Source organism: Chlorobaculum sp. 24CR, from assembly GCF_004118635.1.
GTDB lineage: Bacteria > Bacteroidota > Chlorobiia > Chlorobiales > Chlorobiaceae > Chlorobaculum.
Genome location: NZ_SDGU01000062.1, coordinates 31,073 through 51,308, shown reverse-complemented (window position 1 = coordinate 51,308; position 20,236 = coordinate 31,073). Strand labels below are relative to the sequence as shown.

21 protein-coding genes are annotated in these 20,236 nt (G+C 52.7%); 6 read left to right on the top strand and 15 right to left on the bottom strand.

From position 1 onward, the window contains the following. The first annotated feature begins 4 nt into the window (after positions 1 to 4). The 5 genes from nrfD to EST62_RS11475 all read left to right on the top strand — a co-directional run bounded on the left by nrfD (position 5) and on the right by EST62_RS11475 (position 5,584). Complete coding sequence (gene nrfD / locus EST62_RS11495) at positions 5 to 928, top strand: NrfD/PsrC family molybdoenzyme membrane anchor subunit (RefSeq protein ID WP_129052221.1); 924 nt, start codon at positions 5 to 7, stop codon at positions 926 to 928. Between the two features lie 76 nt (positions 929 to 1,004). Continuing rightward, positions 1,005 to 1,571, top strand: a complete 567-nt coding sequence (locus tag EST62_RS11490; protein ID WP_129052220.1) for a molecular chaperone — start codon at positions 1,005 to 1,007, stop codon at positions 1,569 to 1,571. 349 nt (positions 1,572 to 1,920) lie between these two features. Next, on the top strand, positions 1,921 to 3,108 hold the full coding sequence (locus EST62_RS11485) for an ABC-three component system protein (protein ID WP_129052219.1): 1,188 nt from the start codon (positions 1,921 to 1,923) through the stop codon (positions 3,106 to 3,108). Then, positions 3,105 to 3,593, top strand: coding sequence for a three component ABC system middle component (locus tag EST62_RS11480; protein WP_129052218.1), 489 nt, complete (start codon positions 3,105 to 3,107; stop codon positions 3,591 to 3,593). The genes EST62_RS11485 and EST62_RS11480 overlap by 4 nt, the downstream gene beginning before the upstream one ends. After that, complete coding sequence (locus EST62_RS11475; protein ID WP_129052217.1) at positions 3,593 to 5,584, top strand: DUF3732 domain-containing protein; 1,992 nt, start codon at positions 3,593 to 3,595, stop codon at positions 5,582 to 5,584. The genes EST62_RS11480 and EST62_RS11475 overlap by 1 nt, the downstream gene beginning before the upstream one ends. A gap of 624 nt (positions 5,585 to 6,208) precedes the next feature. Here EST62_RS11475 and EST62_RS11470 read toward each other — a convergent pair. The 7 genes from EST62_RS11470 to EST62_RS11440 form a co-directional block, all read right to left on the bottom strand. Beyond that, a complete protein-coding gene (locus tag EST62_RS11470; protein WP_129052216.1) occupies positions 6,209 to 6,490 on the bottom strand; it encodes a Txe/YoeB family addiction module toxin in 282 nt (93 codons plus the stop codon). Next, positions 6,469 to 6,762, bottom strand: a complete 294-nt coding sequence (locus tag EST62_RS11465) for a type II toxin-antitoxin system Phd/YefM family antitoxin (protein WP_167599333.1) — start codon at positions 6,760 to 6,762, stop codon at positions 6,469 to 6,471. The genes EST62_RS11470 and EST62_RS11465 overlap by 22 nt, the downstream gene beginning before the upstream one ends. 99 nt (positions 6,763 to 6,861) lie before the next feature. Next, on the bottom strand, positions 6,862 to 7,227 hold the full coding sequence (locus tag EST62_RS11460; protein ID WP_167599332.1) for a hypothetical protein: 366 nt from the start codon (positions 7,225 to 7,227) through the stop codon (positions 6,862 to 6,864). 47 nt (positions 7,228 to 7,274) lie between these two features. Then, the gene (locus tag EST62_RS11455) at positions 7,275 to 8,600 is read right to left on the bottom strand and encodes a DUF389 domain-containing protein (RefSeq protein WP_129052214.1); all 1,326 of its coding nucleotides are present in this window, start codon (positions 8,598 to 8,600) and stop codon (positions 7,275 to 7,277) included. 73 nt (positions 8,601 to 8,673) lie between these two features. After that, positions 8,674 to 9,060 (bottom strand): hypothetical protein, encoded by a 387-nt coding sequence (locus tag EST62_RS11450; protein WP_129052213.1) that lies wholly within the window; start codon positions 9,058 to 9,060, stop codon positions 8,674 to 8,676. Between the two features lie 282 nt (positions 9,061 to 9,342). Next, on the bottom strand, positions 9,343 to 9,795 hold the full coding sequence (locus EST62_RS11445; protein WP_129052212.1) for a C-GCAxxG-C-C family (seleno)protein: 453 nt from the start codon (positions 9,793 to 9,795) through the stop codon (positions 9,343 to 9,345). Positions 9,796 to 9,836: 41 nt separating this feature from the next. After that, entirely contained in the window at positions 9,837 to 12,284 is a 2,448-nt protein-coding gene (locus EST62_RS11440) for a DUF4062 domain-containing protein (protein ID WP_129052211.1), read from the bottom strand. Positions 12,285 to 12,580: 296 nt separating this feature from the next. Here EST62_RS11440 and pscD point away from each other — a divergent pair, with 296 nt between their 5' ends. Continuing rightward, complete coding sequence (gene pscD / locus EST62_RS11435; protein ID WP_129052210.1) at positions 12,581 to 13,012, top strand: photosystem P840 reaction center protein PscD; 432 nt, start codon at positions 12,581 to 12,583, stop codon at positions 13,010 to 13,012. 118 nt (positions 13,013 to 13,130) lie between these two features. On the opposite strand, the gene ybgF is transcribed toward pscD, so the two are convergent. The 8 genes from ybgF to EST62_RS11395 all read right to left on the bottom strand — a co-directional run bounded on the left by ybgF (position 13,131) and on the right by EST62_RS11395 (position 20,227). Next, positions 13,131 to 13,883 (bottom strand): tol-pal system protein YbgF, encoded by a 753-nt coding sequence (gene ybgF, locus EST62_RS11430; RefSeq protein WP_245153617.1) that lies wholly within the window; start codon positions 13,881 to 13,883, stop codon positions 13,131 to 13,133. Positions 13,884 to 14,037: 154 nt separating this feature from the next. Beyond that, positions 14,038 to 14,406 carry a peptidoglycan-associated lipoprotein Pal gene (pal, locus tag EST62_RS11425; protein ID WP_371414697.1) on the bottom strand — a complete coding sequence of 123 codons (369 nt, stop codon included), beginning with the start codon at positions 14,404 to 14,406 and terminating at the stop codon, positions 14,038 to 14,040. 214 nt (positions 14,407 to 14,620) lie between these two features. Then, a complete protein-coding gene (pal, locus tag EST62_RS11420) occupies positions 14,621 to 15,076 on the bottom strand; it encodes a peptidoglycan-associated lipoprotein Pal (protein WP_129052207.1) in 456 nt (151 codons plus the stop codon). A 36-nt stretch (positions 15,077 to 15,112) separates the two neighbouring features. Continuing rightward, positions 15,113 to 16,417: a Tol-Pal system beta propeller repeat protein TolB gene (gene tolB / locus EST62_RS11415; RefSeq protein ID WP_129052206.1), complete on the bottom strand. Its 1,305-nt coding sequence runs from the start codon at positions 16,415 to 16,417 to the stop codon at positions 15,113 to 15,115. 187 nt (positions 16,418 to 16,604) lie between these two features. After that, on the bottom strand, positions 16,605 to 17,513 hold the full coding sequence (locus EST62_RS11410; RefSeq protein ID WP_129052205.1) for an energy transducer TonB: 909 nt from the start codon (positions 17,511 to 17,513) through the stop codon (positions 16,605 to 16,607). A gap of 15 nt (positions 17,514 to 17,528) precedes the next feature. Then, on the bottom strand, positions 17,529 to 17,948 hold the full coding sequence (gene tolR / locus EST62_RS11405; protein WP_129052204.1) for a protein TolR: 420 nt from the start codon (positions 17,946 to 17,948) through the stop codon (positions 17,529 to 17,531). Positions 17,949 to 17,962: 14 nt separating this feature from the next. Continuing rightward, positions 17,963 to 18,622 carry a protein TolQ gene (tolQ, locus tag EST62_RS11400; RefSeq protein ID WP_129052203.1) on the bottom strand — a complete coding sequence of 220 codons (660 nt, stop codon included), beginning with the start codon at positions 18,620 to 18,622 and terminating at the stop codon, positions 17,963 to 17,965. A 21-nt stretch (positions 18,623 to 18,643) separates the two neighbouring features. Next, entirely contained in the window at positions 18,644 to 20,227 is a 1,584-nt protein-coding gene (locus tag EST62_RS11395; RefSeq protein ID WP_167599331.1) for a DUF92 domain-containing protein, read from the bottom strand. Positions 20,228 to 20,236 lie beyond the last annotated feature (9 nt).

Here is a 20,236-nt window from a genome sequence, read left to right as displayed (position 1 = left end):
CATTATGACGTTTGTACATCAGGAAGTATGGCACTGGCAAATCGCGACCTACCTGTTTCTTGGAGGTCTGGGAGGCGCCACCTTCGCCATCAGCGCGATAATCCACCTCTTCGAGGGGTGCGACCGCAAAATGGTTTCCGTGGCCGTCATGTCATCGATCGCGTTTCTGGTCATCGGCACCGTCTTCCTGCTCGCCGACATGCTCCAGCCGCTGAAAGCGATCTATGCCCTGACCAATCCAAAATCGTGGATTTTCTGGGGCGTGGTCTTCATCAACTTTTACTTCATTGCGGCCATCACCTATGTGATACCGCTGCTCGAAGCGTGGCCGAAGCTTGAGCCGTTCATCCGGAAAATTCCGGAACCGATCCTCGGCCTCCTGGAGCGCTTCAACAACCTGGCCGCCCTCGGCGGTTCGGCGGCAGGCTTTCTGGTGGCCATCTACACCGGCCTGCTGATCTCGGCGGCCCCGGCCATCAACTTCTGGAACACGCCCGCCCTGCCCCTGCTCTTCGTTATCTCCGGATTTTCGACCGGCGCGGCGTTCCTCTTGCTGCTCTCCACCTTCTCCGATAACGAGGGGGCGCACAAAATCGCATCCAGGCTCGAACAGCTCGACGCCGTGCTGATCGTCACCGAGCTGATTATCCTCGGCGCGTACTTCAACTTCGCGATGTTCCTGCCCACCGGCGCGCGAGCCTCCGCCGAGTTCCTGTTCCACAGCCCGGTCTTCATCGCCGGCTTCTTCGTGGCCGGCCTGATCGTGCCGCTGGCCATCGAGACCTACAGCATCTTCTTCAGAGGGCACGGCAACGAGGGCCGCAAGTCCGCCCTGCCGATTCTGGTCGCCAGTTCGCTGGTGCTCGTCGGCGGCTACCTTTTGCGTATCTACGTGCTCAAGGCCGGTATGTTCCAGTTTCCCTGGTAAGCCCGCCAGAACCCGACAATCCCGACGCCCGGCATCCGAAACAACGGAACGCCGGGCGTCCATCGTTTGACCAATCATGACCACGCCACTCCAGAAAGCCCACCGCTTCAAATTCATGAGCCAATGCCTCGCCTTCCCGAACGAGGCGTTCATCCCCGCGCTGAACGAAGCGCTCGAAAAGATCGAGGCAAATCGCGACGAACTGCTCGCCCTCGTCGCCGCCTTCGAGCGGGAGGAGACCGAGCCGCTGCAAGCCGAATATACCCGCCTCTTTCTCAACGGCTACCCGCGCACCATCTGCCCGCCGTACGAGTCGGTCTATCTCGAAAAACGGATGCACGGTGACGCCGCCGTAGCCGTCGCCGCCGCCTACGCCGAATGGGAGATGTCGGTCGAGCCGGGCCTCATCGACCACCTCGCCACCGAACTCGAATTCCTGGCCTTCCTCGTCTCCGCCGAATCGCTCGACGGCGGCATGAGCGCGGACGCCCGCAAAGCCTCGGAGAGCTTCACGCAACAGCACCTGACCCGCTGGACGCCGCAGTTTGTCGCCGATTTGAAAGCCGGGGCGAAGCTGGATGCGTACCGGATGCTGGGGGAGGTGATGGAAAATACCCTCACGCCACTGCGCCCCAAATCCTGAGTCTGGCAAAGCGGGACGACTTTTCAAAGGCGTCCCATCGAGACAGTCAATTACCCTCCTTCCGTGATTTTTCGCTCAGAAATGCTGAAAAAAGCAGGGAATTACCTACTTTGACAAGTCAACGCTACTCGACTGAAAGGTTTCCCCATCCCAAAACCGTATTGAATCGAGCACAAGAAAATGATAAACCACGCAAAAGCTCTGGATCGCAAGCTTGCTGTCGAGCGATCAAAGCTGGGGCGGATGCGGGGAGTTTGTCCACACGGTTCATTGTGAATTGATGAGCGCGAAGATTCAGCTTCCAAATAAAGTTCAGATCGGCCAAACAACAATAAGGCAAGTTTAAGCCATGAGCCTTGAAAATCATGCAGCACCAGGGCCAGCAGCAGGCTATGCGTTTCAGTTTGAACGAGTCCTTTACTGGCTTTCGCAAAGCCCCTCGGGTTCGATGATTGGAATTGAAACTGCGGATGATGTTGCTATTAAGCTTCAAGATGGATCACTCATGCTTGAACAGAATAAACATTCCGTTCAGGATCAGGCTGCACCGTTCGGAGATCGCTCGAAGGACCTGTGGAATACACTGTCAATATGGGTTACTGCACTTGACAACGGAGAATTAGAAAGTAGAAATACTAAGTTCCTGATGGTAACAAACAAAACCTTGCCTGACTGCATCGGGAAACAAATCTCAAACGCAAAAACAGAAAAAGAAATCGATAAGTGCGTGAGTGCACTCACAAAAGCTGCTGTAAAACCATCAGAAACAATTCGTGCATTCACCGAAAAGGTGCTGGCTACGTCATCAGAGAAATACTTGCGAGTAGTTATCTTGAATTGCGAATTGCTTGACGAGGCAAGCGGAACCAGTGGCAGTGACCTACGACAGACAACAATTGCAAGCCTTCAAATTCCAGAGGCATTTAAAAATGACGCAATCTCTATAACTGACGAATTACTCGGCTGGGTACATAAGCAGGTCTTGGCTCTTTGGCAAACACGACAACCAGCTTGGGTATCAAGAGATTATTTTGTCAATCAATTTCACGCTATCCTGGATAGACATAAGCGGCAAAAGACAAGGGAGAGAGCTGCGAATCTCATTCCTGTGTTTGATGAGCAACTTGGCCGGGAAAAGGGCCGTGATTTTGTCAAACAACTATACTTGGTTACTGATGATGACAGTCGAGTTGAGGATGCGATCAGAGAATTCATCCGATGCAAAATTGAAAAAAATCGGCTCTCGGCTGATGGCAATGTCACTGATCAGGATTGGATTGATTTTGAAGAAAATCTCAAATCAAGATGGAATAAGATATTCAGCCGATGGAAGCGACTCCGGCGAGATGAATCTGAAGAGGATGTTGGTTTCAGAGTTTTGACAGAGACAACTGATGAGCACAGAGAAAGGCTTGCTGGTATGGAAACAGAGCAGATTTACTTGACTTCCGGCACATATCACCGAATGGCAGATCGATTAGCCATTGGTTGGCATCCTCGTTTTGTTGAATTAATGAAAACAGAAGGAAAAGAATGATTGACGTTCTATTTGAGCAGCAGATAGTGCAAAATCCTGGATTAGGAGCCGAAGCGCTTTGGTATGCGGTCAATACAGCCTACCAAGAAAAAAACAAGACTGAAGGATTTCCATTACTATTGGCTTTTATTGTCCTTCCTCTGGTATTCCATAGGCGCTCGGCAACCGCATTGGCCTCAAAAACGAAACCCGGTGCGCTTTACAAAGCCATTGCAAGTGATCGTGAAATAACGCTTGGCTTTCAAGAAAGGATGCAAGCTCTTTCCGACCGCACACTTCAATCCCTATCAATTGCATTTTCCACAGACTTATTACTTCTTGATCCTGCGGAGGAACCCCAATTGATACCAGGCATAAAAACTCCACCGGTTGTTCACGCCACTAAGGAAGTGAAAACTCTACTCTCTGCGGCCAAGCGTGTTGGGCAAGCGATCAGTGAAATTCCAATGGCACAAATTGCGACACACCTTAACATTCGATTCTAATGAAAATTGCCATCTTAAAAATCATTCTCTGGCCGAAGAAAAATGTATTGCCGCCCCGTATCATTTCCTTCTTACCAGATAAAATAAACATCATCACTGGAGAGAGCGCGACAGGAAAATCTTCGTTAACGGCTATCATCGATTACTGCCTAGGAAGCGGCAAATGCGCAATTCCTGTCGGACTGATTCGAAATGTTACTGAATGGTTTGGGCTTCATGTAAAGCTGGCAAACACCGAAATGATTTGTGCTCGGAAAAACCCGGGAGACCAACAAACAATTACTGATTTGTATTGGATAGAAGGCCTTAATCTGGAGGTTCCAAATCGAATTAAAAAGAACGGCCGTGTCGAAGACCTAAAGAACCGTCTAAATCAAATAGCTCAGTTGCCTCATTTAGAACTAAGCGGTGATGAATCCGTCGGATACGCCTCTCGACCAAGCTTCCGTGATATGGCCGCATTTAACTATCAACCTCAACACATCGTTGCGAATCCATACACTCTTTTCTTTAAGGCGGATACGACCGAGCATCGCGAAAAACTCCGAGCTATATTTCCGCTGGTGCTCGGAGCCATCAATGCAACTACTTTGGCAAAACAGCGTGAATTGAAAGATATTACGAAAGAGTACGAAAAGTTGAAGCGCGAGCTAAACGCACGTTTAGACGCAGCAAAAGCGTGGGAGGCAGAGATTGAGAGCTACTACCTCCAAGCGAAAGCACTTGGTTTGCTTCCCGACTCTCCATATCCGGATATGACTTGGAACTTAGATAGATTCGTGCACGAATTATTGCCACTTCCAGATAATGTCAAGAATCTAGATATTCCAGAGATCAAGGAAGGGACTAGTGAAGAGGCAGTTACCCAGCTTACTGAACTTTTGGGCGAGGAGGATAGTCTTGCACGGCAAATCGGATCGGTTAGGCAACGATTATCAAAATTGGATCAACTTTCCGTATCTGTCAATGAATATGGTTCGACACTCACCGAACAAAAAGATCGAATTAGCGGACTTGGATGGCTTGAAAGGAAGTTGCAGTCTCAGCACAAGTGCCCAGTTTGTTGTGCTGTTCATGAAAAGGAAAATGAACAACTCGGAGTGTTGCAAAAACTTGCACATGAACTCAGTGTCCTGTCCAACTCAGTAGCTCAAGCACCCTCCAAATTAGAGCAGGAATTAGCTGATCTTCGAAACGAGCTGCGTTCCCTTGAACAGAAAATCTCAAAAACTCGAAAGAAAAGGCAATTTCTTGAGTCCCAGACCGAAGAATTGTCTGAGCAGCGCCAACGCGTGAGACAGGTTTACTTGTTTGTCGGGCGGGTAGAGCAAGCGCTTGAAAATCTGTCAGCAAGTAAAAACGTTGAAAATCTCAAGGATCGCGTGGAGAAACTGCACATACGTATCAAAGAGTTACAAAATGAATTAGACCCGCAAGCACAGCGGGAGCGAGAGCGATCTGCTATTGAGTCTGTTTCATCAAGGATTCATGACTATGCACGCGATCTTAAACTTGAACACGCAGCGGAGAATGTGCGGCTTAATATTCGGGAATTGAGCCTCCAATTCACCTCTCTTTCGGGTCGAACGGATTTCCTTTGGGAAGTCGGAAGTGGGCAGAATTGGGTCGGTTACCACGTCGCGTGTTTGCTTGCGCTCCATGAACATTTTATTGATCTTTCCAACAGTCCAGTTCCGCGATTTCTGGTAATCGATCAACCGAGTCAGGTCTATTTTCCAGAAGCATGGCCAAGTTTAGACGAAGCTCCATGCGAAAAATCTGCGGACATCGATGGCGTACATCGGATTTTTGAGGCTCTTTCAAAGTTCTTGGAGTCGTTGCCATATCCCTTTCAAATCATTGTTACTGAACACGCAGGTTCCATTACATGGCGAGGATTAGTAAATATTCATGTAGTAGAAAATTGGCGTGAAGGATATGACGACTTCCTAATTCCGAAGACGTGGATAGATTGCGAGACTACTACTTAAATCATTACTTACGCAGAGGCAATCGGCTGAACTATTGTGTTTTGCAAGAAGTCGTCAAAACAAAAAGCACGTTGCTTTGAGAACGGATAAAATAGAAAAAAACCCGTAAATGGGTCTTTTTCTGAAGTTTCGGCCTACTGGCTTAGCAGATTTAATATTTAAACCATATTTTGTAGCTACATATCCCAAAATGAGTACTTGGAAGGTAGGTGTATGTTCTTTTTTAATCTCGATTTTTGCTGTTGGATTATTGGCTATTCCTCTATGGGCTATAAACAAAAAATGATTATCATAATGTCATTTAAAATGTATGCTTTTCTCTACTGATAAGTCGGAAAACTTGCAATTCATCTCAATACAGTCTGTTAACTAAACTCACTTTTCACTGAAATCAATATTCTGAATCACCCACTCCCCCGCAAATTCGATTGCGCTCCTCCGCGCAATCTACCAACCTTGAGCGTTTATATCTTTTGCCTGAAATTATAACTGCAAAATATCAATCAAAATCCACAAAAAAAACAGAGGTATTGGATGCTTAAGGATATATTTAAAAGCTCTTTTATATGTCCAAAAACGGGTTCAGAAAACAAAAGTTCTCGTATCGGAAGATTCAGGAAAATGTCACTTATCTCCGTAATGGCTTTTGGCAGAAATCACGTAAACCGTTACGGTTTCTTCGATAATCTCATAAACAATCCGGTGCTGCCTGTTGAGCCTTCTTGACCAGTAGCCGTGAAGATCACCTTTTAATTTTTCAACTTTGCCTGTACCACTTTTCGGGTGCTCGATGAGTTCACGCAGGATTTGTTGAAGTTTTCTGATAAGCGCCGCATTGCCGGTTTTGTACAATGACGCTATTTGCGTCTTTGCTTCGATCGAAATTACGAGAGAATACTTTCCCATATCTTTTCAGGATCATTGATCGTAATACACCTTCCGGCTTCGATGTCAGCTTTTCCCTGGCGTATCGATTGCAGTACCTCTGGTTGCTCGAAATAGCTGTCGCGCTTCTCCTTTTTCTTAGGACGATGAGCTTTTTCCGGCTGGCTGGTCAGGGTTAATGCGAAAACGCCCTTATCCCGGTAACGAACGAGAACCTGCTCTTTCTTCTCAATGACAAGCGTCAGATATTTGCCAATATTTTTGCGTAGTTCTGTGGTAGTAATCTCTATCATGGCGTCAATGATCATGGTTAAGTTTCAATCTACAAAAAGAACAGCGCCATCAGAAAATTAGTTTGACTGACGAAAATCACGTCGAGGCTGATTATCAGACTAGCAATGCACCAACTCGCATTCAGCCGCTATTTCTCCCCCCCACCCTCTCCCCCTCACCGCCAAACAGTCGTGAATCACCCGCTCGCCCGCATACGCCGTCGAGCTTCTCCGTACAATCTGCCAGCCTTGCAGTTCGTGGCGGTTGCCGGAGGCTATGGCGGGGGCGAGGCGGTTGTCTTCTGAGGCGAGCCGGGAGAGATCGATGTTTTGACTTAACATCACCGGTTTTATATCCGGCCAAGCGACAATCAGGAGCGCGTCGAGCTGCATCCCGTCAAGCTTGAACCCTCCTCGCCGCCGCTGGATGCCGCAGCTCATCGCCAAACTGAAAGCTGGCGCGACACCGGCGAACCGAAAATCCACGCCTGAAAAATCGACCCTTATCGACCCTCATCCCCCCACCCGATTTCTCACTCGAACACCACCCGCAGGCTGTCGTTCTGTAACCTTGCCTTGAGCCAGCGCTCGACCTTGGCGCGGTCAGCCCGGTCGATCGGTTTTGAGGCCGAGAGAAGCACGTAGCTCTTTTGCTGGGGCTTCGCTCCCGTGCTGTCCGAAAAGAGATAGGGTTCGGCGTACAGGCTGCTCGTGATCTGGGGAAAAAGCGGCTTGAGTTCTCTGAGCAGTTTCAGGCCGGTGTAGCGCACCTGGCGAATGCTGTCCTGCTGCCGGATGTTCGCTTGCAACGCTGCGTTGAGCCGGGCGATTTCGAGCTTCTGGCGGTCGGTCGTCTCCATCTGGTTCAGCTTGTCGAGATATACCTGGCCGTTATCGATCACCAACCCCTGTTCGAGCTTCAGAGTCGCCTTTTCAAGACCGAACGCCTCGGCCCGCCGGTTCAGCTCCGCCTTGTCGCTGGCGGTGAGCGGATGGCCGCCATAGACCATCGCAATCGAGCGGGCGTCGCCATCGATTTCGTACCGAAGCAGAAAATCACCCTTGAACAGGCTGACGGTTCGCACGAATCTGGTGGCCGTATCGATGAAATGATCTTTCTTGACGAGCACGTAGCCGAAATAGACGCTCGGTATCAGCGTGACGAGAATGACCGCCGTGATGATGCGGTTGATGCGGCTACGCTTCTCATCTTCAAGAGAGGAGCGCAGGGGAATCCGCATCACGCGCGCAAAGCCGACGTTGGCCAGACCAATGAAGACGCTGTTGATCGCGAACAGGTAGAGCGCGCCGAAAAAGAAGCTGAACTGACCGGTCGCCAGGCCAAAGCCCGCCGTGCAGAGCGGAGGCATCAGCGCCGTGGCGATCGCCACGCCCGGCACCACGTTGCCCTTGAGCTTGGTGGTCAGGGAGATCGCCCCGGCCAGGCCGCCGAACAGCGCAATCAGCACGTCGTAGATGGTCGGACTCGTGCGGGCCAGCAGCTCGGAGTGCGCGCTGGCGAGCGGCGAGATGGCGAAATAGAGCGTCGAGGCGAGCAGGCTCGACGCCACGGCGAACGAGAAGTTCTTGAACGATTTCCTGAGCAGGGGAAAGTCGTAGGTCGCAATGCTGTAGCCCATGCCGTTGATCGGCCCCATGATCGGCGAAATGAGCATCGCGCCGATGATGACCGCCGTGGAGTTCATGTTGAGACCAACCGAAGCCAGAATGATGGCCGAAATCAGCACCCATATCCGCGCGCCCTTGAAGACGATATCGGCTTCGACGGCATTATGGACGGCATCGAAGGCTTCCGCATCCTGGCGCAGGCTGAGGATTTGCAAAAAAGATTTGAGCATGTCGGACAGAATAGTTGATCGAAAACGGCATCATAAAATCGAACAGAGCGCACGAAAGCCATCTGACCTTCCCCTATAACTCGAACGGATTGTTGACGATATCGAACGAGAGCTCCTTTCGATGGTCATGAAACCCGATTTTTATATAGCAACGGTTCTCTTCTCTGAAAATATCCTCGCCCTTCTCGGTGGCGTGCAAAATGATATGGCCTTTGTGATTGCCCAGTTCCTTGGCAAGATCGCCCCATTTCCTGAACACGAGATTGGTATAGGACTCCCCCTCCCTGACGCTGATTTGTTCGGCATCGCCAAGATCGGTAATCTGATCAGGCACCGAGAGCAGCGACATCTCCTTGCCGATCCAGATACTGATAATTTCGCAGTGAAACGGAAGAAACACGGAGTTGCGGACGGCAAACCCCGTCTGGCCGTTACGAATGGCTGTTACAAAGCTTTTCATGGCGCTTCGGATGGTTTCGTTTTCAGTAAATCGAAATCTGTTGTGACTAACAACATACGCCATAACCCGTGAATAAAACAATTGCAACGGCAACAGCGCAGGGATTTTCGCGCAGTTTCCGGAGAACCGCTCTTGCAGCCGAACTGCCGGTGATGCCGCCGTCAGGTTTACGAACGCCTCTCCGGCTACACGGCTGAACAATCAGATTGCCCGTGATCAGACAATCCTCCGCTTTTCATCTGCTGCCGAAATCACGGAGCGCCCGGCGGCGATCTCAACCCGTCACGGAACGTCGGCGCTGAGCATCTCCTCCAGAATATCCGAGGCCGCGCCGACCGCATCGACGCACACCGTTTCAAACAGTTTCAGCTCGCGGGCTTGTTGCAGGCTGTCCGGTTCGCCGATGCAGAGACCGAGCATCGACTCGCAACGGCATGAACCCATGCGCTTCTCGAACGCCTCCATGAACTGCCGCCCAAGCTCGTACGTCCTCTTTTTGTTCGCCAGCTCCCCGATGCCGCCCATGCCGTAGCGCATCGACAACGCCAGGAGCGCCCCGGTAACCGCGCCGCACATCCCGCCGCCCGACCCGGCCACGCCGCCACCGAACATTGTTGCAAGCCGCAAAGCGCTCGCTTCGTCAAGCACCTCCGCCTCCCGAAAAGCCGCGAACACCGCCTGGCTGCAATTGCAACGGTTGCTGAACAACTGGAGCGCTTTTTCTTTTCTGTGCATGGAACTACGGTAAAGGATTATGATGGATGATAGAAAAACGCTCACTCGCCGCTCATTGCCTTTTCGATCTCCGCGAGGGTTTGCTGGGCTTCGGGCAAATCAGAATGACGCAGACGAGTCAAAATCTCAACGGCACGACGGGCAAAAGATAAAGCTTCTTCAAGATTTTGTTTTTGCTTGAGCAAGGCTTTAGCGATGCTGTGGCTATCACGAGCGATCAATTTCTGCCTCCCAACTTTTTCCGCGACAGTGAATGCTTCGTGTGCAAGTCTTTCGGCTTCCGCCCATTGCTTACGGTCGAGAGCGAGTTCTGCCAAATTGCCGGTATAGGTAGCAACACCTTCATCATCTTTGATTTTTTTTGCAATGCACAAGGCTTCAAGGTAATGTCTCTCTGCAGCGGAGTAATCATCGTTTTCTCGCTCAGCTTCTGCAAGAGAATTTAGCGCAATAGAATAATTTTCGCTTTCGGGAGCATATAAACGAAAAAGCTCCAATGCTTCATGGTATGCTGCAATTGCAGCGCGATAGTTTTTTTTCAGTTTGAAACCGAGACCACGCAAACGGATAGCCTTTGCTTTATTTGGCGAAGAATTCTGTTGCCAATACTCAAAAGAACGAGAGGCACACGCCAGCACTTCGGTAGGCTGATTTCTAATATAATAAACCCATCCTACCCGAAATGCCTGCAAACCGGCATTCTCTTTATCGTTAGCATCGACAGCGCGTACCTCTGCGTATTCCTGTAACCAAAGCAGTTCATCCCATCTGCCTGTAAAATCAAGAAACTGGTCAAGTTGGTCGCACACAGTTTGTAATCGATCATTATCGCTCGCCAATAAACTCGGAAGAGCTGCGGAAATGAATCCCCATTCGGCATCAAGCGTACTGAAACCCTCGTAATTGGTATCACCACCGTATTGCATCACAAGAGCATAGACACGGCTTGCCATTTCATCGCCGATCTGACTCACAGCTTCCGAACGGCGGGTTTTTATGAATTTCGATGCAAGAGGTGGGAGATAATATGTCTGAGATTCGAGATCGGAAATCAATATTGCGCGATTAGTCAAATCTTCAAGTGCGGTTTCGGCGGCACGTTCGGGTAAGGCGGTCATCTGAGCCAGCCATTTCAGCTTGGCTGGTGTGGTGAAATAGGTCAGCGCAGCGAGGACGAGCGTTTCGTTTTCAGTAACGCTCTCCAGCAAATCACCGAAGATATATTCGAGCGGATCATTGCCTTTTGGCGCTTTTTCGATAAATGCGCAGGCGTCAGCGATAGTGCGGTATTGTGAACCTTCGCGTCCCAACTGCCCCGCAATCCAGCGGATAAGTAAAGGATTGCCATGCGTCATGCTGTACAGGTCGTCGCGCTTTTTCTCCGAGGTGCGTTCGAGGCGCGGATATTTTTTCGCAAGCTCGGCGATCAGCTCCATCGCTTCGTCGCGCGAAAGGCGGTCGAGGCGCACGATGCGGGCGTCCACGTCCGTGCGGCGGCGCGAGGTGACGATGGCTTTGTTGCCGTCGGGCAGGCGCGAGAGGAACTGGAACAGGCGTGTGCGCTCCTCTTCGGGCAGGGTTTCCAGATTGTCGAACACGATCAGCGCCCTCTTGCCCGCCAGCGCAAGACGCAACACGTTCGGGCGTTCGTCGGGCGCGAGCCGTTCCAGATTCTCTTCGCCGAGTTCCCTGCCCAGCTCATCGAGCATCGCAATCCAGGTCGGACGGGTAAAGTCGGTCAGCGGCTTTTCGCCATCCGACGTCAGTTCGCGCACCTTCGCCGATATGAAAATCTTGCGCTCGAACAAACCCTCCGGCGCTTCGTGCGCGGCCTTGATCGCCAGCGCCGTTTTGCCGATCCCGCCCGGTCCATCGATCAACGCCCCCCACGTCCGTGACTCCGGCGAAAGCGCCGCCGCGATGGTCTTGCGCTCCGCCTCGCGCCCGACGAAGAAGCCCTCACGCGGCAGCGAGTTGCCGGTTGGTTTTGGAAATGGACAGGTTTGATCGGATGCCGACGATCCGTTGTGATTAGCAACGAAATGACTGAGAGCGTTGGCAACTTTGGCTCTCAAATCGTCAGGCGTAGTGAAATAGTCACAAACATGCAATTTTTGGACGCCCTTTTTGAAATCCTTGAGCTTTGATTTTCCCGGTTCATCTTCAATCCATTTTGTCAACCAACCCTGATTTTCCTCATCCAGCAAAAAGCAATAAATCTCCTTGCCCAGTTTTTTCGCGTGAACATATTCCAGCTCGGTGATGGAACTATCCGAACCATCAGGAACAAACCCGTAGCGAAGGGCATAAATCCCGATGAATATCTCGCACTCCTCAACCTCTTTCAGACAGGCAACCGTCGGCTCATCCGGACGTGCGCCGAAGACCTCCATTTTTCCCGCCTGATAATTCGTCCCCTCCACGGCGCGAATCGCTGCGGCGCGGTAGTCGATCAAATCCATCCAGGTCGAACTGATGAAGACTTTCATGCTTGATTCTCTTGATTCAGCAGCCGTCAAAAAGATCGCTTGAGATGTAAATATACGCAACAACTGAACAGTTACGGCATAGTGCCAGATTCACAACATCTCGCTAACAGCAATGCTATGGCTGAAACTGCGCCGAAAGCCTGAAAAAACGGAAAATCGTGACGCACAACTTTCCGCAAAGGAGGCTGGCGGAGCGACGAAATCTTTTTTTATTTGCAGACCTTTTGCTAACTTAACTCATCTAAGGTTTACACCACCGAGAGGTGCCCAGTCAGCCAATCAAACCGAGCAGAACCATGCAGCCTCAGCTAAGCCGTCCGCAAACCGCGACCAACCAGGTTCGCAACTCTGTTTCCGGCCCCTGGTCAGGAAATGCGGCACACAAAGCCGAAAAGTATTTCATCACATCAGCAAAGCGTGATCGCAACGACAGGCTCCAGATTGAGCTCGTCCCCTCATCGGGCCGCCGCAAGCTGTCGCCGACCCCGGAGATGATCCGCAGGCTCATCGATGGCGAAATCGAAATTTACGTCCTCACCACCCAGCCCGACATCGCCATTAACATTGGCAAACAGGTGATCGACATGGAGAACCGCTACGTCATCGACTTCGACAAGCGCGGCGTCAAATGGACCATGAGGGACATTCCCGTTTTCTACCGCGAAGGCAAGGGTCTGTGCGTGGAACTCGACAACAAGATTTATACTCTCGACCAGTTCTTCAAATAAACAGGTTTGTTTCAGCACCTCTCTCAGGCATATCTGTTCAAAAAGAGCCCTGCAATAGCAGAGGCTCTTTTTTTGTGCATGAAAAAAGCCCGGTGATAATCCGGGCTTTTTCGACTGATTATTTCTTTTCGAGACCCTTTTGAGCGAGCTTCGCTTCCGGAGCTTTCGGATAGAGATTGACCACATCCTTATATCGCGCTTTCGCGTTGGCCTCGTCTCCGATTTTCGAGAAAGAGAGTCCCTGCTTGTACAAGGCGGCGGGCCGCTTGGCGCTCTTGGTGTAGCGGGCGATCACGACCTGATATTCGAGAATGGCCTTTTCGTACCACTTTTCGTTGAAATAGGATTCCGCCACGTAGAACTGGGCATCGGCCACCTTCGGAGATTTGGGATTGGCGGCCATGAATGCACTGAACTTCTCGCGAGCACCATTAAAATCCTCTTTTTTCATCTTGATAAGCCCCTCGTTGAGCAGCACCTCGCCGGTTGCTGGTGCTTCCGCTGGCGGCTCTGCCTTCGACTGACCAGCCTCTTTGGCGGGAGCGGCTCCCGATGCCGAAGGCTGCTGCGGGGGTGGCATGACTCTCGGTGCAGCAGACTTGCCTGTTCTGGCGCTCTCGATTCCGAGGTACTGCTCAATCCGTTCAATCCGGCTTTCCAGATCATCGGTTTTTCTGACCAGCAGCGAATCCTCCATATCGAGCCTTCTCTTCGAGCTCTGATAGTCGTATTGCAGTTCATCGATCTTCCCGTGAAGAGAAGCGACCTCTTCACGGTACTGGGTCATTTCGGAATAGGAGCCGGCTGATTGCTGCTTGATGACCTTCGACTCCTGCCTGAGCTGTGAAACCTCTCCCTGAACATAGTTCATATCGTTCTGCGATGCACATGCCGAAAGCAGAACCGCTGGAATAAATAAAAAGCGCCTGGTTTTCATCATGAATCGATAATTGGTTCATTAATAACAAAAACCGGAGACCGGACATTACCCGGCTTCCGGTATTGTGCTCATTCGATCGGAAGGCTTACTTCGTGACGAAGTGGTCTCTTCTGTTCTTTGCCCAGGCCTCTTCGTTGTGGCCGGGGTCGAATGGCCTCTCTTCACCGAAGCTGACAGTGGAAAGACTGCCGTCGGCTACGCCGAGGTTGACCAGATAACTCCGGGCCGCATCGGCGCGGCGCTCGCCAAGCGCAATATTGTACTCGTCTGTTCCCCGCTCATCGCAATGGCCCTCGATAGTCACGGCAGAACCCGGATGTTTTTGCAGCCAGGCCGCATTCTGACTCAACTGCTCCTGTGCTTCGGAGCTCAGGGCTGAACTGTCAAAATCGAAGAAGATGTCGCCGACAACTGAACCGGCTCTTCCCCCCTGCCCCATGTCTTCGACGCTCACGCCCGCTCCTGCTCCGTCTCCTTTTCCCGATCCGTAACCGGCTCCGGAGGTGTCATCTGTTGATACTGCGCTCTTCGAAGAACAGCCAGCCAAAATAATCATGGCAGCACCGATAAATCCTGGTAAAGTATGTCTCATGGGATTGCCCTCGTTACGTTGATATAATCAAAACAGCCCGGATGGCTTGAAAACCATCCGGATCATCACAATACATTCACTTCTCTTCAAAATGCGCCCGCCTGTTCCTGGCCCATGCAGCTTCGTCGTGGCCGGTATCGAACGGCTTTTCTTCGCCGTAACTGACCGCGCTCATGCGAGTTTCATCAGCGCCAAGCCCCATCATGGCTTTCATGGCAGACTCCGCTCTGCGTTCGCCGAGCGCCATATTGTACTCCGAGGTGCCCCGTTCGTCGCAATGGCCCTGAATGACCAGGCTCTTGCCCTTGTTGACAGCCATCCACTCGGCATTCGTCTTGAGCTGATCCTCGCCTGCCGGAGTGATGGCGGAGCGGTCGAAATCAAAGAAAACATCGCCCAATTCAACTTTTGGTATCGGCGGCGGTGGCGGCGGCGGTGATGGCGGCGGCGGAGGAGCAGTGCAGCATGCGCCGAGAAGCAGCATCGCTGGAATAGACAACGCCCTTCTGGTGATTTTTTTAACGTTTGTCATAAATCCCTCTCAAGTTTAAAGGTTGACAAAAAAACGTTACTTGCTCCCAGACCATGAGGGCTGTTGCTGTTCACCTGCCATGCGAAGCAGTGGCTTCTGGTTGGCGCCATCCACATTCATCACATAGAGCTTTCGTTTCCCGTCCCTGGTCGATGAAAAAACAATCATGCTGCCGTCGGGCGACCACGACGGGTACTCGTTGTTACCCGCGCCACTGGTCAGTTGAAGCAGACGTGAGCCGTCGGCATTTATCATAAATATATTGATTTCACCACTCTTTTGCATTGAGGAGTACAAGATTTTATCCCCGGATGGAGACCATGAGGGCTGGGTATTGTAGGTGCCGCTATAGGTCAGACGCCGAGCCTGGCCGCTGTTCATATCCTGGATAAAAATCTGGGGGCCGCCCTGACGGGTCGAAACAAACGCCATTTTCGACCCGTCAGGCGAAAAGGAGGGTGAAACATCGATGCCGCCGCCTTTGGTCAACCGGCGCTCGACCGTGCCGTCAGCCCTGATGAGATACAAATCCTGATCGCCCTGGTAGGAGAGCGTCGTGACCAGCGTGTTGGTGCCTGGCCGCCATGCCGGGCTGATGCACACGCCGTGCTTGTTGACCGAGACTTTCGCTCCGGTTGCAAGATTCTTGATATAGAGATCGGGCCTTCCGCTTGTATAATCCGTCCATGCGATGTAGTTGCCGTCGGGCGAAATGACCGGCGTCAGAGAGATCGAGTTTGAATTGGTGAGCTGCACGACGTTCTCTCCGTCGAAATCACACGTATAAACCTCTTTGTGGCCGGTACGGTTGGAAACAAAAACGATTTTGGTGCCAAAGACGGAGCGTTTGCCGGTGAGCAGTTCGACCAGATCAGCGCAGAAACGCAAGCCGATTGCCCGGAGCTGCGTTTCGTCCCCGGTATAGGCGCGGGCGAGCAGCGACTTGCCGGAGGTGTCATAAACGTGCATTTCGAGAACGGGCTTGCCCGCTTTCTTCGTCACCGAACCTCCCGCGTAAATATCGCCGCCGACGGAAGCGATGGAGGCGAGATTGAGCGCGCCGCCCTGGGCATTCCTGATATTGAGCGGGGCTGGCAGCAGATTGAACAGACCGGTGAAATCGAGTCCTTTGTTGATGGTGTTGTCGAGGCTTCTGGCCCACTCCGCCTGCCTGGCTCCATCGGAAGCCGTTTTGTCGAGGACGATGGCGATCCTGCTGGCTCCCTCTTTGCGAATCGCGATGTATTCAGCGGCATCTTCGGCTCTGAGCCTGAGCGGAAGCAGCAGTATGCAGCACAGCGCAATGGCGATATGAATAAACGGAATCCTGGTGTTTCTCATGGTGACCTGAATGAATTGACGTTTTCTGAACAGCTTGCAATACGGAAACAGCCGACCGGCAACCCCTGGCGCGCGGAAGCCACGGCAAACAGCGACCAAAATCAATACACCGAAATATACACGAAACAGCTATACCATTTCATGCAAAGCCTTCACGAAACGGTAAAATCCTGTAACATGAGGCGCTTCAGGGCTTGATCCCTTCCGGGGTGAAAACAAACCCGATCCAGATGCCTTTGGTGGCCCGATCCCTGGGGAGTGCCGGAAAAGGCGTTGATTTGGCAAGGGCGACCCTGACGGAATTGTTCAGGTATTCGCTCGATGATTTCCGGTCATAACGAATCTCGCTGACCGACCCGTCCGGCAGAATCAGAAGAGATACATAGACCTCCAGCCCGGCGGCGCTTCGCACCATCTGGCTGGAAAAAGACCAGTTATTCTGGATGATACCGGCAATTTTTGCCGCGTAAGGATCGAACGCTCCTCCGCCTCCACTGCCGTAACGGCCCCCGCCCGCGCCTGAACCAGAACCGGAGTAGGCGCTTCCCGATCCCCCGGAGGCCACCTTTTTCTGAAGATTGGCCAGGGTACTGCTGAGATTGCTTGCTGCCGAGGATTTGCCTGTTTCCGGTTTCTCGGCGGACGATTTGCTTTTCAGCTTCTCAAGCGCCGCCTGGAGATTTTTCCGTTCATCCACAGCGCTCGGTTTCTTCGGCGCCGGTTCGGGAGCCTTGACCGGAGCTTTGGCCGGAGGCTTTTCAGGAATCTTTTTGGCTACTGCCGGTTCGGGAACCTTTTTTTCAGCTTTCGGCGCCGGTTCGGAAACCTTTTTTACGGCGACGGGTTCAGATTGCTCCGGCTCCCCCTCGACGTCGGCTGGCGGCGCTTCGGGAATTTTCGGCCCGCCTGCCGGGCCGGGCAGGCCGGGCATCTGCACCAGCGAAACATTGACGATCTTCAGCGGAGGATGCATCCGGACGTAAAGAAGCTGAAACACTACGACAGCCACGACAACGGCCACGTGCGCCGCCGCGGCAATGCCGATCCAGACGTAAAACCGCCGTTCTTCCTGCTTCAGTTCATCTCTGCTCTGCATACCTTGCGTGTCGAATCAGCGTTCTTGCGTATCAGGCGTCACCGGCTCGGTGACCATGCCGATCTTTTCCACCCCGGCCTCCCTGATCGAGGCCATCACCGACATGACGAAACCGTACGGCAGTGATTTGTCGGCCTTGAGATAGACCTCCTGAGCCTTCATCGATTCAAGGATTTTCGGCAGCCGCCCGGCGATCTCCGAGGCGTCGAGCTGATAGTCGTTAATCATGATCTTCCTCGACGCATCGACGCTTACCACCAGCCCTTTCGGATCGATATCCATCCGCTCATGCGTAGTCTGCGGCACCTCCACCTTCATGCCGCTGGTCATCATGGGCGCGGTCACCATGAAAATGACGAGTAACACCAGCATGACGTCAACGAAAGGCGTTACGTTGACGTCACTCATGAGCCTGGTTTTCTGACCGGTCATCATCGACGTGCTCCCGCTTACTGGTTGAAAAATGAATCGACAAAGTCCGGCGCAAAATCCTCCATATCACGTTCGATCTGACCGATCTGATGAGTCAGGTAGTTGTAGCCCATCACGGCGGGAATGGCCGCCACCAGGCCGGTCGCCGTGGCCACGAGCGCCTCCGAGATGCCCGGAGCGACCGCGGCCAGCGATGCCGATTTCATGAGGCCGATATTCTGGAACGCGCTCATGATGCCCCAGACGGTGCCAAATAGTCCGATGAACGGCGCGGTGTTGCCGACCGTGGCCAGAAACGGCACCATGCGGGTCAGGCGCTTGCTCTCGGCGTTGACCTCCCGCTTGACGGAGAGTCTGATGCGCTCTTTGATATTTGACGCGGCGGCGCGGTCACGGATTCCGCTGAACTCGATGTAACCGGCGCGAAACACTCTCGGAAGCGAACCGTTCCGGTAATTTTCGCTCACCGCGAAGAGCTTGTCGGCATTCTGGAGGTCGAAAAACGACTCGAGAAAATCCTGCGACTCCCTGATCGACTTTCTGACAAACCCGAACTTCCAGGCGATGATCGCCCAGGAAATGATGGAAAACACGACGAGCACCAGCAGCACCAGCAGCACCACCGGTCCGGCTCCGGCAATCAGCGTCACAATTCCACCACCTGCATGTTCAAACATGTTCGATTCCCTCTGATAGGTTCACATAGATAAAGAGAAAAGATTCCGCACAACCGTATAGGCTACGACTGAACCCGATATAGCACACAATGTATTGACCAGATCGTTGTTTACAAAATGATAACCCTTGAGCAGCTCGTTCGACACGCGGCTGCCGTCGGGCGCGATGCTGTGCGTCCGCTCCGTCACCTTCTGCCGGATGGGGTCAAAGTACTGCGCCTGCACCGTCGCGCCAAAGAAGCTGTCCACCAGACCGGCGATAAGGCCGGAGACGCCGATGACCAGCATCGACTGCGCAATACCAACCTGATCGATCCACGATACGTTCAGAAGCACGGCGCTCGAACAGATGAGCAACGAGCCAACGAACGATGCCGACGTTCCGGGGATCGAAACGCCGCCGGAGGTTCCGACCGGCACATCCCTGAAGGTGGTGATGAGCCGAGCTTTGGCGTTGGGCCACATGGTGCCGATTTCGGTCGCCCAAGTGTCGGCCTGCACGGCGGCCAGCGTGCCGAGATAGGCGAAGAAAATGTAGGGATCGGCAGTCAGCGAGTAGATCACCATCATGATCCAGGCCACGCCGCCGTTGGCATAGACCTGACCGGCGTCGCGCTGGGAACCCTTTTCGAACACCAGGTCGAACTTCGCTTTCCGTTTGTGACCGAGCTTGGAGAGAATCGAGGAGAGCAAGTAGAAGGTCAGGAGCGGCACGGTCCAGACCACGCCACCGACGCTGAAAATATTGGCGCCGAGCAGAAAGGTGGCCGTAGCGCCGCTGTTGTTGAGAAACTTGACCTTGATCGAAAAGAGCGCCATGAACAGCGCGAACAGGCCGCCCAGCAGAAAGGCATCGACCGTCACCATGCGGTTGACATCGATCAAGTAGAGCACGTAGGCGATGGAGAGTGGAATGAACAGATTGTCGAGACCCCACGAGAGCAGCGCCTCGACCGCCGTGGAGAGCAGCGCGAGAAGCAGCGCGAGAGCAAGCAGCTTCCAGACCGGCTGCCCGGCAAGTCCGCCGCTGAAGGCGTCGCGGAAAACAAAGAGGGAGACGGAGAGAATGACGAGGCTGGAGATGAACATCGCCATCGATCCTTCCATGCTCTTCCGGCTTTTGGTCAGGTTCTCGATATGCCGCCCGCCGGCTGCCGTACCCACCAGCGCGGCCAGGGCGTCGCCGATGCCGAGTACCAGCATGGAGGTCTGGAGAATCCAGACATGCTCACCCCAGAGAAAGAGCGCTTGCAGCGCGAAGACCAGCGGAAAAAGCACCGGGCCATAACTGATGACCGTCTCGCCCTCCTGCGTCACGACCGGCTCGCCATGCAACGATTGCAGAATCCCGGCCTTGAGGCTCACCAGCCCGATGACGGTAAACAGGAGCGCGGCGGCGAGCGGATAGAAATTCGAATTGAAGTACGATGGAATGAAGAACATCACCACCCCCATGCACAGGTGAATCACCTTTCTGACGACAAGCGGAGTAACACTGAATTTCCTGGTCAAAAGCTCGCCAAGCACCAGAAAAAAACCGACAAGAGTCAAAAGAAGAAAAAAAGCGGGCACATCCTGCGGGGAAGGAGACTGGATATTCACCATGGTACTGAC

Bases quoted from the DNA above. Each gene is read 5' to 3' on its own strand.
- nrfD (WP_129052221.1), top strand. From the start codon at position 5: ATGACGTTTGTACATCAGGAAGTATGGCACTGGCAAATCGCGACCTAC.
- EST62_RS11490 (WP_129052220.1), top strand. From the start codon at position 1,005: ATGACCACGCCACTCCAGAAAGCCCACCGCTTCAAATTCATGAGCCAA.
- EST62_RS11485 (WP_129052219.1), top strand. From the start codon at position 1,921: ATGAGCCTTGAAAATCATGCAGCACCAGGGCCAGCAGCAGGCTATGCG.
- EST62_RS11480 (WP_129052218.1), top strand. From the start codon at position 3,105: ATGATTGACGTTCTATTTGAGCAGCAGATAGTGCAAAATCCTGGATTA.
- EST62_RS11475 (WP_129052217.1), top strand. From the start codon at position 3,593: ATGAAAATTGCCATCTTAAAAATCATTCTCTGGCCGAAGAAAAATGTA.
- EST62_RS11470 (WP_129052216.1), bottom strand. From the start codon at position 6,490: ATGGGAAAGTATTCTCTCGTAATTTCGATCGAAGCAAAGACGCAAATA.
- EST62_RS11465 (WP_167599333.1), bottom strand. From the start codon at position 6,762: ATGATAGAGATTACTACCACAGAACTACGCAAAAATATTGGCAAATAT.
- EST62_RS11455 (WP_129052214.1), bottom strand. From the start codon at position 8,600: ATGCTCAAATCTTTTTTGCAAATCCTCAGCCTGCGCCAGGATGCGGAA.
- EST62_RS11450 (WP_129052213.1), bottom strand. From the start codon at position 9,060: ATGAAAAGCTTTGTAACAGCCATTCGTAACGGCCAGACGGGGTTTGCC.
- EST62_RS11445 (WP_129052212.1), bottom strand. From the start codon at position 9,795: ATGCACAGAAAAGAAAAAGCGCTCCAGTTGTTCAGCAACCGTTGCAAT.
- EST62_RS11440 (WP_129052211.1), bottom strand. From the start codon at position 12,284: ATGAAAGTCTTCATCAGTTCGACCTGGATGGATTTGATCGACTACCGC.
- pscD (WP_129052210.1), top strand. From the start codon at position 12,581: ATGCAGCCTCAGCTAAGCCGTCCGCAAACCGCGACCAACCAGGTTCGC.
- ybgF (WP_245153617.1), bottom strand. From the start codon at position 13,883: ATGAACTATGTTCAGGGAGAGGTTTCACAGCTCAGGCAGGAGTCGAAG.
- pal (WP_129052207.1), bottom strand. From the start codon at position 15,076: ATGACAAACGTTAAAAAAATCACCAGAAGGGCGTTGTCTATTCCAGCG.
- tolB (WP_129052206.1), bottom strand. From the start codon at position 16,417: ATGAGAAACACCAGGATTCCGTTTATTCATATCGCCATTGCGCTGTGC.
- EST62_RS11410 (WP_129052205.1), bottom strand. From the start codon at position 17,513: ATGCAGAGCAGAGATGAACTGAAGCAGGAAGAACGGCGGTTTTACGTC.
- tolR (WP_129052204.1), bottom strand. From the start codon at position 17,948: ATGATGACCGGTCAGAAAACCAGGCTCATGAGTGACGTCAACGTAACG.
- tolQ (WP_129052203.1), bottom strand. From the start codon at position 18,622: ATGTTTGAACATGCAGGTGGTGGAATTGTGACGCTGATTGCCGGAGCC.
- EST62_RS11395 (WP_167599331.1), bottom strand. From the start codon at position 20,227: ATGGTGAATATCCAGTCTCCTTCCCCGCAGGATGTGCCCGCTTTTTTT.